Below are 14,165 nucleotides of genomic sequence, written 5' to 3' on the forward strand. Positions count from 1 at the left end.
CTCTCATCTAGCTGTGACGCTGACAGCGCCATAGAACCGTGGGGATGAGAGGCCGTCCACACCAGCACATATGTTCGATGATCCTTAGCGCTCGCCGGGCCACCAGTAAGATGCCGGATTATCCGCCGAGATTTTCGTTGGTCTTAATGCAACGAGTGCGCTTCGCTTATACGGATAGCGCCGCACTTCCGAACAGTTCTTGCATCGCATGTAGCGCTCAAGTTCATGCACCGGCGTCGTCTTGGCACGACGGACGACATCGAGTGCCACGGTTTGGTTGGTGTCGCATCCAAGGCATCGCACTTCGAGGTATAGGAAGCCGGCGTTGAGGGCATCTCCGATCGTCGGCGATGGCTGCGCCGGGCCCTTATAGCCAAGCGTCCGATAGTTCCAGGCCGCGCAAGCCAGTTTGTCGGCCTCCTTGCGCGCCTCCTTGGCGCGCTCGGCCGAAATCTTGATTTGAGTGCCGTAGAGATGTTGGCGGGACTTGGTGGTCATGCCGCGATCAAAGCCATGTGCCGGCCAAGCTGGCAAATTATCGATAGGTGGTAGGCGAGAAGCGCAACGGGCTACTTCCTGTCGTGGCTGTGGAAAACCAAAGCGCTCTCAAATGCTGACCAACTGGCGGCCCGTCCCCTTGCAATCGACGCAGGCCAGTTCGCCTCCGACCATCTCTGGAGGAAACAGGCAGCGTCCGCTCCCGTCGCATTCCAGGCAGACGATTTGGCCGGCGCCGCATTCGAGTTCCTCAACTTCGGTCTCGAATTCGGTGTCACAATTATGGGCGCAGTAAACCACCATCGTGGTTGTTGCACCCGCCGAACATGTCAAGTCATCGTCGATGAGTTTTTGCAAAGACACTCTCCGGATATTTCTCGATAGCTTCGACACGAAGCCACTCGACAGCATCGACGATATTGTCGGCCTCCCCTTCGGCATCGAAGCCGTTCACCTCATCACCGAGCCCGAGGTTGATTTGAAAACCGCCATTCCAAAAGGCGGCAATCGTGAAATTGATTTCACTGTCGTATAGATCCTGAAGGATGCGGGAGGTTCTATCCATCACAAATCCTCTCTCAAGCCCTTAAAGAAGGGATGCCGGACTTTCCCCTCCGCCGACTTCGCGCGGTACTCTATTTCCGCAAGCAGCTTCGGCTCGACCCAGATGCCCTTGTGCGCGATCCGCTTGGTGTAAGGTTGCGTCTTGCGGACAAGCGGCTTCAATCGTTTGTGGACTTCTGCGGCAGATGACTTGTCGAATCCGAGGTCGACCTTGCCCGCATAAATGAGATCATCTCCCTTATGGCGCGCGAGATACATGCCGTCCCATTTGCCTTCATCCAGCGCGAAACCTGCGATGGTCAGTGTCTCGCGTCGTTTGCAAGTCTTCTTGACCCATTTGTTACCCGTGCCGCTGCTGTAGGTGCTGTCGCGAACCTTGGAGACCACGCCCTCAAGCCCGACCTTGCAAGCATGCGCGAACATCTCGTTGCCTGCGATCTCGAAGCTCTCACTGAACTGCACTGCGGTGCCGGAGATGATCTTCTTCAACTCGGCCTTGCACTGAAACAGCGGCAGGCCGCGCAGGTCTCGCCCATTCAGATAAAGCACGTCAAATGCCACGAGCACGATCTTGGTTGATGTGCCCTTCAGCTCGTTTTGAAGGACGGAAAAATCGGTGCTGCCATCGGCAGCAGGGACCACAACCTCGCCATCGATGATCGCCGATCCTGCCTTGATGTGCCAGGCGTCGTCGGCGACTTTCTTGAAGCGTTTGGTCCAGTCGAAGCCGCGACGGGTGTAGACGGTGACGGCCTCGTTCGCCAAATGAACCTGGACCCGGTAGCCGTCGAATTTGATTTCGTGAATCCACCGCGCTCCGGATGGCACGCGTCCACCCACGATGCCAAGGCCGGTTTGATGAAGCCGGGGAAGGGCGCTTTGACGCCGGCCGCCTGGGACCTCCGCTGACGCTGGGACGCCACTGAAAACTCCACGCAACGAACACCTTGATTCGAATCTTTCTGGCCGGATTCGTTCCGACGACGGGCGCGACCTTGAACGGCATGGGGAACCGTTTGAATACTCTCGCGTTTCAGAGATGCAAGGAGAGCAACATGGCTAAAGCGAAGAAGCAGACAACTCGCGGTCGCAAGCAGGACCGCGCGCGCGTGGCGGGTGGACAGAAATACGAAGTCGGTTACGAGGCGACGAAGACCGGCCGCTCGGCTTCTGCCGTCAAGAAGGCGGTCAAGAAGGTGGGTAGCAGCCGGAAGAAGGTCGAGCGTAAGCTGGCCCGCTGATAGTTTTGCGTTAGCCCACAGGTTTGTGGCGAGCCGGTCGCGTGAGCGGCCGGCTTTCTTGCGCCTACTGGTGCGCCATCAGGAATCTCCTCAACTCAGGAACTGCGGCAGTCGCACCGGAATTGGTGCGGTGCTGGCTCGCCGCCGAGCTGGCGGAGCGGCCCCGGCCATACCTCCAGCCCCCTGCAAGCCGGGGCCGTCTCTCCGCCCACGCGATGAGGGCAGTGACGCGCTGCAAACAAAACGACAGCAATGTTGCTGTTTATTTCCAGCGACGCCGCAACGCGGTTCGCTGTATGGTCCCTTTCCGTTTTTTTTCCCACAGCGGATTTGATCACCATGCACCCCATCCAAGGTACGCATATTGCCGCAATCTTCAAACTGGCCACCCAGCAGCTTGAAGCACTTCGCGTCGCCCCAGAGATCCAAAAGGAATATTCCGAAATCCTCGTTTTAAGAGAGAAGATAAAACTGGCGACCGACCTGAAGAAGGCTCGCCGGCAGCTCCTTACTCGGTAGCCCCCGCGCTTGAAGAAGGTGGAAGAGGCTCCAAGGATCGAAACATTGTTGATCTAGATCAAAATCGCATGGCGCGGGGGCGGTTCGTATGATGCCATGAGTGATAAGCCGCCCGAAAAGCCAGAGGTGATGCCCCGCGAGAGCGACGAGGCCCGGCGGCGCATCATCGAAGAGTATGCCGCGGACCTCCGCGGATTGATCAGGAAGCTGCGGCAGAAGTTGAAGGGAGCGGACGCTGCGCAGGGTTAACATCGCAGATGATCTTAAACTCTACCATCACGTGCCCGAAGTGCGGTCACGCTGCTACCGAGGTCATGCCGACCGACGCCTGCCAGTTCTTCTATGACTGCAAAGGCTGCGGCGAGCGCCTAAAGCCGCTCTCTGGCGACTGCTGCGTGTTCTGTTCCTTCGGCACCGTTTGCTGTCCGCCGGTTCAAGAGAACGGCAGGTCCTGCTGTAGCTAGCTGCCTCTAAGGGAGTGCGGCTGCCGCGCCTGAGTTTGACACGTCGGGCAAAACACTGGCAGAATGGCATCATTGAAGATCAGCCCGCGCGGAGCAATCCGCCGCGGGCTTTTTATTTGCGGAGTCGTCATTTAAACAAACGGATTTCCAAATGACCAAATTTAGGAGAAGGACCGAGCTGCATCTTCCTGTTGCTGAGCATGTAGTCAGGGAAGGTTTCAGGGCACCAACGCTGGCCGATATCGAAACCCTGGCACAAGCCAAGACCGAAGCGGCACTCAACGTGCTTGCTGCCATCATGTTTAGAGAGACGGCGAATGCCTTTGCGCGGGTGGCCGCCGCAAACTCTATTCTCGATCGTGGGTGGGGCAAGCCGGTGCAGCCCTTGGCTACGGACGCACGGCCGCGCGAATTGCTGCAACGGATCGAACGCATCATCGTACATCCGGATCATCCATCGATGTTCGACAATGAGACGCGCGAACCCGAGGCTTCGTAAGCTTCGCATCGTCTTGTCTCCAAGCGAGGAATTGCAATGAAAACATTGTCACCAGCGACTCCACCGAAGTCTAAAGATATGCATCCCCAGCAAGAGAACGCGGCTCTGATCGGTTTACCCCGATGGATGCGGGACGCGCTATCCCATCAGCCGGGCTCCACGCCACCGCAGCAAGCCGGCAGCGTCGATGAACCTCCGCACGGTGAACGCGCGAATATTCGAATCTTGAGCCGCGTTCCTTCGCGCTCGACCTGAAACTAGTCTGAAGCCGGTCCGAACCACCTCGTCAGCGTCTCCGCGAGTCCGTGTAGGCTCTCGTCTCCCACCCACGCCACATGCCCGTCGGGCCGTACCAGCACGGTTTTGGGCGCAGCGACCTGTCCGATAGCCGGAAGCTGCCACGGGCCCTCGCACTCGGCGTCGATGCGATCGACGCGATCTGCCCAGGGCGCGATGTCGAGGTCGCCTGTCTTGCTGAAACGGAGCAGCAAGCCGCGCGCTCCGTGCAGCAGCGTGAACAGTCGCAGCGGCCGCCCGTCCACCGTGAGGTCGAGATCCGGCATGCGGCGCCCGAGCAGCGCGTGGCTTTGGCCGAGATCGTAGTGCACGTCGAGCCCGCTCATCATCGCGCCAAAACGCTGGCGCGGCGCGTCCATCGCGAGCAGTTCGGACACGACCTCGCGCGCGGCCTTGAGGCCGTCCTCGCCGCGGCGGAGCAGGGCGATCTGCGCCATGGTGTTGCGCAAGGTCCGGGCGCCGACGGGATGGCGCTCGGCGTGGTAGCTGTCGAGCAGGCTGTCGGGCGACAGGCCCTTGACCACTTGCGCGAGCTTCCAGCCGAGATTGACGGCGTCCTGCACGCCGATGTTGAGGCCTTGCCCGCCGACGGAGTGATGGATATGCGCGGCATCGCCGGCGAGCAGCACGCGGCCCCTGCGATAGGACACGGCCTGCCGTGCCGCATCGGTGAAGCGGGAGATCCAGGACGGGTTGTGGAGGCCGAAATCGGTGCCGTAGACGGCGACGAGGGCTTCGCTGAGATCGCGCGGACCGGGCGCGCCGGTGCGATCGAGCGTCGCTTCCGTCACGACCACCAGCACGCGGCCGCTCTCGGTCTTGCTGAGGCCGTGAAAGCCGAGCGCATCGTGGCGCAGGCCCCAGGCCGGCTCGTCCCGCATCTCGACTTCGGCCATGAGGTTGCTCAGCGTCGGCTCGGAGCCTGCGAAGTCGATGCCGGCGGCCTTGCGCACCAGGCTGCGGCCGCCGTCACAGCCGACCAGATAATTTGCGCGCAAGCTCTCGCCGCCGGACAGCATCACGTCGATGCCGGTCTCGTCCTGCGCAAAATCCGTCACCTCGCGGTTGCGATAGATCGGCACCGCGAGCTCGCCGACCCAGTCGGCCAGGATGCGCTCGATGTGGCTCTGCCGCAGGGCGATCCCGTAAGCGTGCCGGGTGGGGAGGTCGCTGATGTCGAGCCTGGTCCAGGCGAAGCCCGCGAGCTGGGTGATCTGTCCTTCGCGCAGGAAACGATCCGCGACGCCGCGCTGGTCGAGGATCTCGATGCTGCGCGCGTGCAAGCCGCCGGCGCGCGTGCCGACCAGTTCCTGATCGGCGCGCCGTTCGACCACGGCGACGCCGACATCCGCCAGCGCGAGCTCCGCGGCCAGCATCAGGCCGGTCGGTCCGCCGCCGGCGATCACCACGGCGTGGTCTTCGTGGCGGGCGCCGGCGCGTTTGGCGTGGCCGCGCGTCCGGGACGTCGGAAGCAGTACAGGCATGTGATGACCCTCGGGTTTGGATGGTGTTCGGGTCGAGGGTTCTACGGCAGGGTCGGGGGCTTGAAGCAAGCCCGTTGCACACCACATATCTGAGTGGGGAGAGAGAATCCCTTGTCCGCGTTCGCCGCGTTGACACGTCGGGCAAAACACCGGCATGATGCCATCATCGAAAAAGAGTTTGGTTCAACCCGCGCGGATGCGATCCGCCGCGGGTTTTGTTTTGGGCTTTTGGCTTTCAGACTTTTTGGCTTGCGATGTTTCGGTCTTGCGAGCTTCAGCAGATGCCGACGGTGCGCCGCATGGTGCTGGCGAGTTCCTCGAACGAGAACGGCTTTCTGATCATGGGAAGGCCGTCACGCCGGGGTTCACGTCCCGACAGCTGCAGGATCTTCAGCTCCGGGCGGCGGCGCCTGGCCAGCTCGGCCAGTTCATGACCGTCCATGCCGGGCATGTTGATGTCGGTGATGAGGATGGAGATGTCCTGGTTCTGCCTGAGCCGGTCGAGCGCATCCGTGCCGCTGTGGGCGCTGACCACCTCGCAGCCGAGTTCTTCCAGCATGTCGACCATCACGTCGAGCACGCCGGGATCGTCGTCAACAACCAGTACAGTATGGCTCATCGCACAACGTTCCTCCTGATCAAGGAATAAACGCGCCCGCCTTGGCGTAAGTTCCGGTACGGCGTGGTCGAACGCGCGATGTTGGACTCCTCGTGCAAAGCACAAGGCCTAATCATCCTTCGAGAGATCGCCGGGCCTGGTGGGAAGATCGATGGCTCCGCCTTCGCCGTGAACGAGATCACGGTTCTGGTCCTCGGTTTCGTCAGCGTCCGGGATGATGGCCTCTCGCGTATCGGGCTCCCCGTCGATGCGCGGCTTCTGGCCGGGCAAGTCCCGTGATGTTTTCGGTGTCATGCTCAGTGTCATTGGTCGATCCTCCTGACCGGCTTAACGCGGGCAGGGGACGGTTCGTTCGTTGACACGTCGGGCGAAACGCCGGCAGCCCGACTGGAATTGACTTTCCGAAGGTCTCCGTCGGCTTTAATTCGCAAAAATCGAAATAGAGCTTGACCCGTCGGGCAAAACACTGGCATAGTGGCATCATCGAAAAGTTCGCAACGCCCGCGCGGGACCAAATCCGCCGCGGGTTTTTTCGTATCCCATTTTCGGAATCGGACGGCGGCCCACGCATCACGGCCACGCACTCGCTTGAAACGCGTTGAGGGAGCGCCGATCGGCGTGCCGCCGTCCGTACCATTGCTGGCCGCGCACGCGCGAACGTGCCGGCCCGCGGCGCGAGCGATCTGCTCGCGCCGCTGCGGTCTCCGGAACGGAGATAGGGTTCGCGCCCGAAACGATCGCGCCTCATTCGCGATCTGCCGCGCATTTTCTTTGTCGAGGAGAGACGATGACCGCCTATCTGATATCGCTCGCGCTCGCGGGCCTGGTTGCAATCGCGCTGTGGGAGACGTTGTCTTGAGCGAGGACATGGAAATTGCGCTCGTGAGCGAGCCGGTCCGCGCGCCTGCGCGACGGAAGACGTCCAGCGCGCGCACCCTGACCGAAATCCGCTCGCTGGCGCGGAGCCACACCAGGACTGCGCTCCGTGTGCTCGGCGGCATCATGCGCAGCGACGACGCAACGCCGGCCGCCCGTGTCTCCGCCGCCAATGCAATCCTCGATCGCGGCTGGGGCAAGGCGGCGCAGCCGATCGAGAACGGAGAAGATGGCGTGCTGGAATTGATTCACCGGATCGAGCGCATCATCGTGTACCCGGGGAGCTTGCGCGGTGGGGATGCCGATCGTGACGCCTGAGCCGTGGAAAAATCGAGCGAGCGCATCCATTGTCCATCCTGAAAATTCCGACGGCCAAGATATTCGAGCCGCTGCTGCAGCCCGCGCGCTACAAGGGCGTTTATGGTGGACGCGGCTCCGGCAAATCGCATTTCTTCGGCGAGCTCCTGGTCGAGACCTGTCAGGCCGAGCGCGGTACGCTCGCTGTGTGCATTCGAGAAGCGCAGCGGACGCTGGCGCAATCTTCCCAGCGGCTGATCGAGGGCAAGATCGCCAGCCTTGGCCTCGGCCACGGCTTCAAACTGTTCAGCGACAAGATCGAGACGCCTGGCGACGGGCTGATTATCTTTCGCGGGCTTCAGGCCAATCTGGTTGTCTCCTTCTACTTCGCCAAGCGCGGCTTCGAGAATGTTGCGAGGATCATCAAGCGGTGAAGATGGCGGATGACGAAATCAGGGCGATCGTTGCCGAGACGCTGGCTGAGCAACAGAGGCTTCAGCAGGCGAACATCGATGCCATCGTATTGAGGACGGTGGCATCGGTGCTGGCGTCCTTCGGAATCGAGGATGACGACCGAAAAGAGCTGGGGGCCGATTTTCAGCACCTGCGCCGATGGCGAACGAGCGTGGAGCAGGCGCAGAGCTACACCTTCAAGGCCGTCATTACGGTGCTCGCCACCGGCCTGATGGGCGCGGTTTGGCTCGGCGTCAAGGTCGTGCTGGGCAAGTGAGCCTCAATCGGCACGACATTTCTGCACTTCCACTCACGTCATTTCATCCCCAATGGACCGTCTCATGTACAGAATTCGCATCGTCGATGCATCCGATGACGACATTGTCGATACATTGGCCGATCTGCATCAGTCGACGTTCTTCGATGCGGCTCCCTTGCCGCAATTCCAGTTAGGGGCGTGGTGGCTTGCCTATCACGGCGCTGAGCCAGTAGCCTTCGCCGGTATCGTGCCGTCAACGCACATTCGAAATGGCGGTTATTTCTCCAGAGTCGGTGTGTTGCAGCGGCACCGGGGACGTGACCTCCAGTGCAGGCTGATGCGGGTGATGGAGGCACGGGCACGGCGTATTGGATGGGACAGCATCGTCTCGGATACGACGGACAATCCGGTGTCTGCCAATAATTTCATCCGGGCGGGCTATCGGCTCTTCGAACCCCATGTGCCCTGGGCTTGGCCGCATACGCTTTACTGGCGAAAGCGGCTTCGCTGAGCGAATGGGGCCATGTTTCCCGTGATGCGGAACGCGATTCCCGCAACGGAAAATGGTTCGCGGGATGAAGCGCACACGGAACGTCTAAGGGCCTGGCAGCTTGACAGCTGCCGGGCCCTTTTTGCGTATTGAAGCGATGCGGGCGGAGCACTTGCGAATTCAGCGGTGCCGGGCTTTAAGTTTGCTCCTGCGGGAAATTCGGCAACGATAAGCCGATGTAAGGGAGCGCCGTCGATGCCCACCAAGCCTCAATTGCCGGAACGTTCGACGCGGGCGACGGGCGCGCCTACCGCGCTCGATGGTCTGCTGGTCATCGATTTCACGCGTGTGGTCGCCGGCCCGGCCTGTACGCAGACGCTTGCTGATTTCGGCGCGCACGTCATCAAGATCGAGAATCCAGACGGAGGCGATGACACGCGTGCGTATGAACACGCCGAGATCGGTGGAGAGAGTGCTGCCTATCTGAGCCTCAATCGCAACAAGCGTGGCATCACGCTCGACCTTACCGTGCCGGAGGCTCGTGAGATCGCGCTGGATTTGATTCGCAAGGCCGACGTGGTCGTCGAGAACTTCTCCAGCGGGGTCATGAAGAAATTTGGCCTCGACTATGAAGCTGTTGCGCCGCTCAATCCGCGGCTAGTCTATTGCTCGATCTCCGCCTACGGGCGCACCGGACCGTTTGCCTCGCGTCCCGGTTTTGATCCGATCACGCAGGCGGAAAGCGGCTTCATGTCGCTCAACGGATTTGCCGATGGCCCTGCGGTTCGCACCGGCCCGCCCATCGTGGACATGGCGACGGGGATGTCTGCCTGCAACGCCATCCTGATGGCGCTGTTGGCGCGGGATCGGCTCGATCGCGGTCAGCATGTCGAGGTCGCCCTGTTCGACGTCGCGATGGGCATGACCGGTTTCTATGGCATGGTCTATCTGATCAACGGCGAAAATCCCGGTCGGTTTGGTAATTCGCCGAGTGGCTCACCTACCGTCGGCGTCTACGAGGCCTCCGATGGACCGCTTTACATGGCCTGCGCGAATGACCGGCTCTATCGCCGGCTGGTGGTTGAAGTGCTGAACAGGCCCGATCTCATCACCGATCCGCAGTTTGCAACGCGCAAAGCCCGCTCCGAGCACAAGGAGCTTTTGCGAGCAGCCATCGCGGAGGTCTTTGCAAGCGATACCCTCGAGAACTGGATGGCGAAGATGAAGCTGGCCAATATCCCGGTCGGCTATCTCCGGACGGTCGAGGAGGGGTTCAATGCACCGGAGGCGCGAGCGCGCCATCGCTTGAACCGGATTCCGCATCGTACGGCAGAGTGGGTCCCGAACATCGAGCCGCCGATTGCCATGAGCTTGACCGGCCCGGTTGATCCTGTGGCTGCTCCGTTGCTGGGCGAGCACACGGAGCAGGTCTTGCGCGATACGCTCGGTTACGACGAGCGTCGGATATCGCAGTTCACCCAAAAGGGCGTCTTCGGGTCGGGCAAACCCTCGACCTCAGGCTGAGCCTGGAGGGCGACCTACAGGCCAGGCGTCGCGCGGATGGCGTATCATGGCTTGGCAATGCCGCCACCTTCGCGGTATCGCATCCTTCCGGCGCCTTGTTCAGGACGACCATGCTCAGACAGCGCTGCGCCGGCTTGATTTGGCAAGGGTCTCGCCGCATAAATGCGTAAAGCGAGGGATACGAATGGCGCCTGGTCAAGAGCCGAGCGTGGGCCGGCCCGCTGCGGTGCAATCCGATGAACCTGCCCATGCGGCAATGGTCGCGAAGGCCCGGGCGCTCGTCCCACGGCTGCGAGAGCGGGCAGCACGGACGGAGGAGTTGCGGCATCTGCCGCCGGAAACCGAGAAGGATCTGCACGACGCCGGCCTGTTCCGAATGCTTCAGCCCAAGCGCATTGGCGGCGCAGAACTCGATTATGTCGGCTTGATCGACTGCGCGGACCTGCTCGGACAAGCAGACGCCTCGGTGGCCTGGAATCTGGCCAATCTGGCGAGCCATCACTGGATGCTCGGCATGTTCGAGCCAACGGCGCAGGATCTGGTCTGGGGCCTTGATCCGGACGCACTGATTGCGTCCTCGTTCATTTTTCCGGCCGGCCGTGCCACGCGAGTCGAGGGCGGATACCGGCTCCATGGCAGCTGGCCGTTCTCCTCGGGCGTTGCCTCCTGCGCATGGAACATGCTTGCCAGCGTCGTCTACTCCGACGATGAGGCTGACGGCATCGAGTATCGGATATTTCTGCTGCCGAAAGCCGACTACAAGGTTCTCGACACCTGGAATGTCGCGGGGCTGCGCGGGACAGGGTCTTGCGACGTGGAGGTCAGGGACGCTTTCGTGCCCGAGGACATGACGGTTGCAGTCGGCGATCTTGACGGTGGGCCGACGCCGGGAAGCAAGCTCAATCCCAACCCGTTGTATGCTCTCCCGGTGTTCTCGCTATTTCCCTACGTCCTCTCTGGCGTCGCGCTGGGAAACGCGCAGGCGTGTCTCGACGATTATGCGGAGGTCGTCCGTCATCGCATTTCCACCTACAACCACGCCAGGCTGAGCGACTTTCAAAGCACCCAGATCAAGATCGCTGAGGCCTCGGCGAAGATCGACGCTGCACGCCTGATCATGCGCTCGGCCTGTCTGAATGCCATGGAGGATGCAAGGCGGGGTCATATCCCCGATATGGCGACCAAGACCCGATATCGGCGCGACGGCGCTTTTTCAGTAAACTTCTGCACGGATGCGGTGTCGATGCTGTTTGCCGCGAGCGGAGCACGGGGCCTGTTCACGACGGGCGCGTTGCAGCGGCAGTTCCGCGATGCGCACGCGATCAATTCGCATCTCGCGTTCAATTTCGATGCGGCCGGGACCAATTATGGACGCGTGGCGTTGGGCCTGCCGTCCGAGAATCTCACGCTGTGAGGCCGGCCGATGAATGATCTGCCGAAGCAGCCGGCCGTTCCCGATCCGGCCAACGAACTCGCAAGCGACAGCTCGCCGATCGATCCCCGTGATTTCCGCAGTGCGCTAGGCACCTACGCCACGGGAGTGACGATCATCACAGCCGCGGCTCCTGACGGCAAGCCCTATGGCCTGACGTGCAATTCGTTTGCCTCGGTCTCGCTGAATCCTCCGCTGGTTCTTTGGAGCCTGGTCGTCTATTCCTCCAGCTTGACCGTCTTCCAGAATGCCAGTCATTTCACCGTCAACGTTCTTGGCGTTTCGCAACAGGCGCTTGCGAGCAAATTTGCCAAGTCGTCGGATGACAAGTTCACCGGTGTCGACTGGACGCCGGGCCTCGGCAACGCGCCGGTGCTCGCCGAGAGCGTCGCCAATTTTCAATGCCGCTCAGTCAATCGCTACTACGGCGGCGACCACGTGATCTTTCTCGGTGCGGTCGAGGCTTATACTTACAATGCGAAGGAGTCGCTGCTCTTCGCGCGAGGTGCGTTTGGCCGATTTCTTGCCGACGAGCGCAAGTAGTCACTCCAAGCGTGCTTCAGCTCGCGGTCGACGGTTCGGCGTGCCCCGCCGAAAGCTTGTAGATTTCGAGCGCATCCGCGTCCGCGCCTCGCGCGGCCTTGGCGAGCCTGAAAAGTTGTCCGGCAAGCGAGGCCATGGGCACCGGGGTCGACGTCGTCTGCGCGACATCGGCGACGGTATCGAGGTCCTTGAGCATTGTAGCGATGTGACCAAGCGGGGGTGAGTGAATGCCCTGGACCATCCGCGGAACGAACAGCTGCAACGGAATGGAGTCAGCAAAGCCGCCGGCGAGTGCTTCGGGCAATCGGTTGGCATAGATTCCGGCGTTCACGGCAAGGCGTGTTGCCTCCGCAAGAACGGCCATCGCGCATCCGACGATCACCTGGTTGCATCGCTTTGTGGTCTGGCCGGCGCCGGTCGGGCCCATGTGGGTGAACCTGCGTGCCATGGCGAGCACGTAGGGGCGGACCCGCTCGATATCGCTGGCTTTTCCGCCGGCCATGATGGCAAGCGTGCCTTCCTCGGCCCCCTTGGTACCACCGGACACCGGCGCATCGATCCAGCCCGCGCCGTTCGCAGCTAACAATCGCGTTGCAAGGTCTCGTGCGGCGTCAGGATGGATCGACGAGAAGTCGACCACGAGCTTGCCCGCGCCGGGCGCAGTTGAGATGCTCTCGGGCCCGAAGATCACCTCTTCCACGGCAGCCGCATCCGTCACGCACATGAAGACGATGTCCGAGCTGTCCATCAAGTCGCGGGGGGTGGCTGCGCGCCTGGCACCGGCCTCCACGAGTGCGGCCATTTTCCCTTCCGAACGGTTCCAGACAGTGATCTGATGGCCGGCCTTGAGCAGGCGCCGGCTCATAGGTGTCCCCATCAGTCCAAGGCCGAGATAGCCGAGCCGCTCGACGCCTTGCGGGTCTGTCTTGCTTCCTTCAGCCATAGGTTGCCTCATCTGTCCCTCCGCGACCGCGCGACGCTGCACTACCATACATGGCGTATCCCACGACGAAACCGCCCGGCCTGCATGGCTTGCTTGATTGTTTGAACCATGAAACATTTGCCGCGGTCGGGTTGGATGGCGCCGGTCGGCGCCTGGGCAGCGGAGTGGGCACGATGCGAACCGTTTCGAAGTGGATCCTGGCTTTGGGGGCGGCAGCGGCCGTGAGCGCGAGCGCAGGCTCGTCACGGGCACAGCAGACAATTCGCGTCGGCTGGACGATTCCGGCCGAGGAATCCAAATACTGGATGATGCGCCGCCCGGCTGAGTTTCCCAACATCGGCAAGGCCTACAACATCGAATGGACCCAGTTTCAGGGCACCGCTCCGATGACGCAGGCGTTGGCGGCGGGCGCGCTGGATTGCGCGACCCAGGCGCCGCTGTCGCTCGCCAACGGCGTGGTTGGCGGCAACCTCAAGGCCTACATCGTGGCGCAGCATGTCTTCGAGAAGGCCGGTGGTTTCTCGGTCTACTGGGCTGTCATGGACGACTCCCCGATCAAGACGATCGCCGATCTCAAAGGCAAGACGGTCGGAATCTCCGTGATCGGCGGCGGCACCCAAGGCCCGTTCAATCTGTTGCTGAAGCAGAATGGCATCGATCCGGCCAAGGACATCAAGCTGGTCGAGGTCGGCTTTGCCGTCTCCGAAGATGCGTTGCGGCAGGGCCGCGTCGATGCGGTCAACATGAACCAGCCATTTGCCGCGCGCGCGGAGGCAAAGGGCGGCACGCGCAAACTGTTCTCGCTGTCGCAGGCGATGCCGAACATCGTGCACATCCTGGAAGCCTGCCGTGCCGATTTCGTCGACAAGAACCCGGAACTGGTCAAGGCTTACGTGCGTGACATTACCTCCGGCATGAAGAAAGCGCTGGCGAACCGCGAAGAGACGTTGAAAGTCGTCAACGAAGTTCTGAAGGCACCTATTCCGGTTCTCGAGACCTACCTGCTCAAGGACAATGATTTCGGCCGCGATCCCGGTGCGGCACCGAATTTCCCCGCGATCCAGAAGATGCTGGACATCTACGCGGAGACCGGGATGCTGCCAAAATTGGATGTCGCGCAATTCAAGCATCCGACGATTGTCGCTCCGTTGCAGTAGGCGATC

At 61.5% G+C, this 14,165-nt stretch carries 20 protein-coding genes and 1 pseudogene; 13 read left to right on the forward strand and 8 right to left on the reverse strand.

Annotation, left to right across the window (positions count from 1 at the left end):
- Positions 1–84: 84 nt before the first annotated feature.
- The 4 genes and pseudogenes from IVB13_RS08870 to ligD form a co-directional block, all read right to left on the reverse strand.
- Complete coding sequence (locus IVB13_RS08870) at positions 85–498, reverse strand: hypothetical protein (RefSeq protein WP_247488456.1); 414 nt, start codon at positions 496–498, stop codon at positions 85–87.
- 108 nt (positions 499–606) lie between these two features.
- Positions 607–855, reverse strand: a complete 249-nt coding sequence (locus IVB13_RS08875) for a hypothetical protein (RefSeq protein WP_157642926.1) — start codon at positions 853–855, stop codon at positions 607–609.
- Entirely contained in the window at positions 833–1,063 is a 231-nt protein-coding gene (locus IVB13_RS08880) for a hypothetical protein (protein ID WP_018454854.1), read from the reverse strand. The genes IVB13_RS08875 and IVB13_RS08880 overlap by 23 nt, the downstream gene beginning before the upstream one ends.
- A pseudogene (gene ligD, locus IVB13_RS08885) lies at positions 1,063–1,985 on the reverse strand (non-homologous end-joining DNA ligase). The gene IVB13_RS08880 and the pseudogene ligD overlap by 1 nt, the downstream one beginning before the upstream one ends.
- 132 nt (positions 1,986–2,117) lie before the next feature.
- On the opposite strand from ligD, the gene IVB13_RS08890 reads away from it, so the two are divergent.
- From IVB13_RS08890 to IVB13_RS08910, 5 genes are all read left to right on the forward strand, one after another.
- Complete coding sequence (locus tag IVB13_RS08890; RefSeq protein WP_247488458.1) at positions 2,118–2,303, forward strand: DUF3606 domain-containing protein; 186 nt, start codon at positions 2,118–2,120, stop codon at positions 2,301–2,303.
- Between the two features lie 252 nt (positions 2,304–2,555).
- A complete protein-coding gene (locus IVB13_RS08895; RefSeq protein ID WP_247335268.1) occupies positions 2,556–2,822 on the forward strand; it encodes a hypothetical protein in 267 nt (88 codons plus the stop codon).
- Positions 2,823–2,918: 96 nt separating this feature from the next.
- Positions 2,919–3,071: a hypothetical protein gene (locus IVB13_RS08900; RefSeq protein ID WP_247411700.1), complete on the forward strand. Its 153-nt coding sequence runs from the start codon at positions 2,919–2,921 to the stop codon at positions 3,069–3,071.
- Positions 3,072–3,079: 8 nt separating this feature from the next.
- Positions 3,080–3,286: a GDCCVxC domain-containing (seleno)protein gene (locus tag IVB13_RS08905; protein ID WP_247335261.1), complete on the forward strand. Its 207-nt coding sequence runs from the start codon at positions 3,080–3,082 to the stop codon at positions 3,284–3,286.
- 151 nt (positions 3,287–3,437) lie between these two features.
- Positions 3,438–3,785 carry a hypothetical protein gene (locus tag IVB13_RS08910; protein ID WP_247488460.1) on the forward strand — a complete coding sequence of 116 codons (348 nt, stop codon included), beginning with the start codon at positions 3,438–3,440 and terminating at the stop codon, positions 3,783–3,785.
- Between the two features lie 257 nt (positions 3,786–4,042).
- On the opposite strand, the gene IVB13_RS08915 is transcribed toward IVB13_RS08910, so the two are convergent.
- The 3 genes from IVB13_RS08915 to IVB13_RS08925 all read right to left on the reverse strand — a co-directional run bounded on the left by IVB13_RS08915 (position 4,043) and on the right by IVB13_RS08925 (position 6,491).
- Positions 4,043–5,566, reverse strand: a complete 1,524-nt coding sequence (locus IVB13_RS08915; RefSeq protein ID WP_247488461.1) for an FAD-dependent monooxygenase — start codon at positions 5,564–5,566, stop codon at positions 4,043–4,045.
- A gap of 274 nt (positions 5,567–5,840) precedes the next feature.
- Positions 5,841–6,185, reverse strand: a complete 345-nt coding sequence (locus IVB13_RS08920; RefSeq protein ID WP_247488463.1) for a response regulator — start codon at positions 6,183–6,185, stop codon at positions 5,841–5,843.
- A 108-nt stretch (positions 6,186–6,293) separates the two neighbouring features.
- Complete coding sequence (locus tag IVB13_RS08925) at positions 6,294–6,491, reverse strand: hypothetical protein (RefSeq protein WP_247411705.1); 198 nt, start codon at positions 6,489–6,491, stop codon at positions 6,294–6,296.
- Between the two features lie 549 nt (positions 6,492–7,040).
- Between IVB13_RS08925 and IVB13_RS08930 the strand changes: the two genes are divergently transcribed.
- The 7 genes from IVB13_RS08930 to IVB13_RS08960 all read left to right on the forward strand — a co-directional run bounded on the left by IVB13_RS08930 (position 7,041) and on the right by IVB13_RS08960 (position 12,059).
- Complete coding sequence (locus IVB13_RS08930) at positions 7,041–7,379, forward strand: hypothetical protein (RefSeq protein ID WP_247488465.1); 339 nt, start codon at positions 7,041–7,043, stop codon at positions 7,377–7,379.
- A gap of 29 nt (positions 7,380–7,408) precedes the next feature.
- The gene (locus IVB13_RS08935) at positions 7,409–7,792 is read left to right on the forward strand and encodes a phage terminase large subunit (protein WP_247488467.1); all 384 of its coding nucleotides are present in this window, start codon (positions 7,409–7,411) and stop codon (positions 7,790–7,792) included.
- Positions 7,789–8,088: a hypothetical protein gene (locus IVB13_RS08940; RefSeq protein WP_247488470.1), complete on the forward strand. Its 300-nt coding sequence runs from the start codon at positions 7,789–7,791 to the stop codon at positions 8,086–8,088. Before IVB13_RS08935 ends, IVB13_RS08940 begins: the two co-directional genes overlap by 4 nt.
- 64 nt (positions 8,089–8,152) lie before the next feature.
- Positions 8,153–8,581: a GNAT family N-acetyltransferase gene (locus IVB13_RS08945; RefSeq protein ID WP_247488523.1), complete on the forward strand. Its 429-nt coding sequence runs from the start codon at positions 8,153–8,155 to the stop codon at positions 8,579–8,581.
- 234 nt (positions 8,582–8,815) lie between these two features.
- Positions 8,816–10,084, forward strand: coding sequence for a CoA transferase (locus tag IVB13_RS08950; protein WP_247488472.1), 1,269 nt, complete (start codon positions 8,816–8,818; stop codon positions 10,082–10,084).
- 184 nt (positions 10,085–10,268) lie between these two features.
- Positions 10,269–11,498 (forward strand): acyl-CoA dehydrogenase family protein, encoded by a 1,230-nt coding sequence (locus tag IVB13_RS08955; RefSeq protein ID WP_026232825.1) that lies wholly within the window; start codon positions 10,269–10,271, stop codon positions 11,496–11,498.
- Positions 11,499–11,507: 9 nt separating this feature from the next.
- Positions 11,508–12,059 (forward strand): flavin reductase family protein, encoded by a 552-nt coding sequence (locus IVB13_RS08960; RefSeq protein WP_018454840.1) that lies wholly within the window; start codon positions 11,508–11,510, stop codon positions 12,057–12,059.
- A 16-nt stretch (positions 12,060–12,075) separates the two neighbouring features.
- Here the strand turns inward: IVB13_RS08960 and IVB13_RS08965 are convergent, their stop codons facing one another.
- A complete protein-coding gene (locus tag IVB13_RS08965; RefSeq protein WP_247488474.1) occupies positions 12,076–13,002 on the reverse strand; it encodes an NAD(P)-dependent oxidoreductase in 927 nt (308 codons plus the stop codon).
- Positions 13,003–13,175: 173 nt separating this feature from the next.
- On the opposite strand from IVB13_RS08965, the gene IVB13_RS08970 reads away from it, so the two are divergent.
- Complete coding sequence (locus tag IVB13_RS08970) at positions 13,176–14,159, forward strand: ABC transporter substrate-binding protein (RefSeq protein ID WP_247488475.1); 984 nt, start codon at positions 13,176–13,178, stop codon at positions 14,157–14,159.
- Positions 14,160–14,165 lie beyond the last annotated feature (6 nt).

The organism is Bradyrhizobium sp. 17 (genome assembly GCF_023073515.1).
Lineage (GTDB): Bacteria > Pseudomonadota > Alphaproteobacteria > Rhizobiales > Xanthobacteraceae > Bradyrhizobium > Bradyrhizobium canariense_D.

What these genes read in the sequence shown, in the direction of transcription:
- IVB13_RS08870 (WP_247488456.1), bottom strand. Translation starts at nt 498, where the DNA reads ATGACCACCAAGTCCCGCCAACATCTCTACGGCACTCAAATCAAGATT.
- IVB13_RS08880 (WP_018454854.1), bottom strand. Translation starts at nt 1,063, where the DNA reads ATGGATAGAACCTCCCGCATCCTTCAGGATCTATACGACAGTGAAATC.
- IVB13_RS08890 (WP_247488458.1), top strand. Translation starts at nt 2,118, where the DNA reads ATGGCTAAAGCGAAGAAGCAGACAACTCGCGGTCGCAAGCAGGACCGC.
- IVB13_RS08895 (WP_247335268.1), top strand. Translation starts at nt 2,556, where the DNA reads ATGTTGCTGTTTATTTCCAGCGACGCCGCAACGCGGTTCGCTGTATGG.
- IVB13_RS08900 (WP_247411700.1), top strand. Translation starts at nt 2,919, where the DNA reads ATGAGTGATAAGCCGCCCGAAAAGCCAGAGGTGATGCCCCGCGAGAGC.
- IVB13_RS08905 (WP_247335261.1), top strand. Translation starts at nt 3,080, where the DNA reads ATGATCTTAAACTCTACCATCACGTGCCCGAAGTGCGGTCACGCTGCT.
- IVB13_RS08910 (WP_247488460.1), top strand. Translation starts at nt 3,438, where the DNA reads ATGACCAAATTTAGGAGAAGGACCGAGCTGCATCTTCCTGTTGCTGAG.
- IVB13_RS08915 (WP_247488461.1), bottom strand. Translation starts at nt 5,566, where the DNA reads ATGCCTGTACTGCTTCCGACGTCCCGGACGCGCGGCCACGCCAAACGC.
- IVB13_RS08920 (WP_247488463.1), bottom strand. Translation starts at nt 6,185, where the DNA reads ATGAGCCATACTGTACTGGTTGTTGACGACGATCCCGGCGTGCTCGAC.
- IVB13_RS08925 (WP_247411705.1), bottom strand. Translation starts at nt 6,491, where the DNA reads ATGACACTGAGCATGACACCGAAAACATCACGGGACTTGCCCGGCCAG.
- IVB13_RS08945 (WP_247488523.1), top strand. Translation starts at nt 8,153, where the DNA reads ATGTACAGAATTCGCATCGTCGATGCATCCGATGACGACATTGTCGAT.
- IVB13_RS08950 (WP_247488472.1), top strand. Translation starts at nt 8,816, where the DNA reads ATGCCCACCAAGCCTCAATTGCCGGAACGTTCGACGCGGGCGACGGGC.
- IVB13_RS08955 (WP_026232825.1), top strand. Translation starts at nt 10,269, where the DNA reads ATGGCGCCTGGTCAAGAGCCGAGCGTGGGCCGGCCCGCTGCGGTGCAA.
- IVB13_RS08960 (WP_018454840.1), top strand. Translation starts at nt 11,508, where the DNA reads ATGAATGATCTGCCGAAGCAGCCGGCCGTTCCCGATCCGGCCAACGAA.
- IVB13_RS08965 (WP_247488474.1), bottom strand. Translation starts at nt 13,002, where the DNA reads ATGGCTGAAGGAAGCAAGACAGACCCGCAAGGCGTCGAGCGGCTCGGC.
- IVB13_RS08970 (WP_247488475.1), top strand. Translation starts at nt 13,176, where the DNA reads ATGCGAACCGTTTCGAAGTGGATCCTGGCTTTGGGGGCGGCAGCGGCC.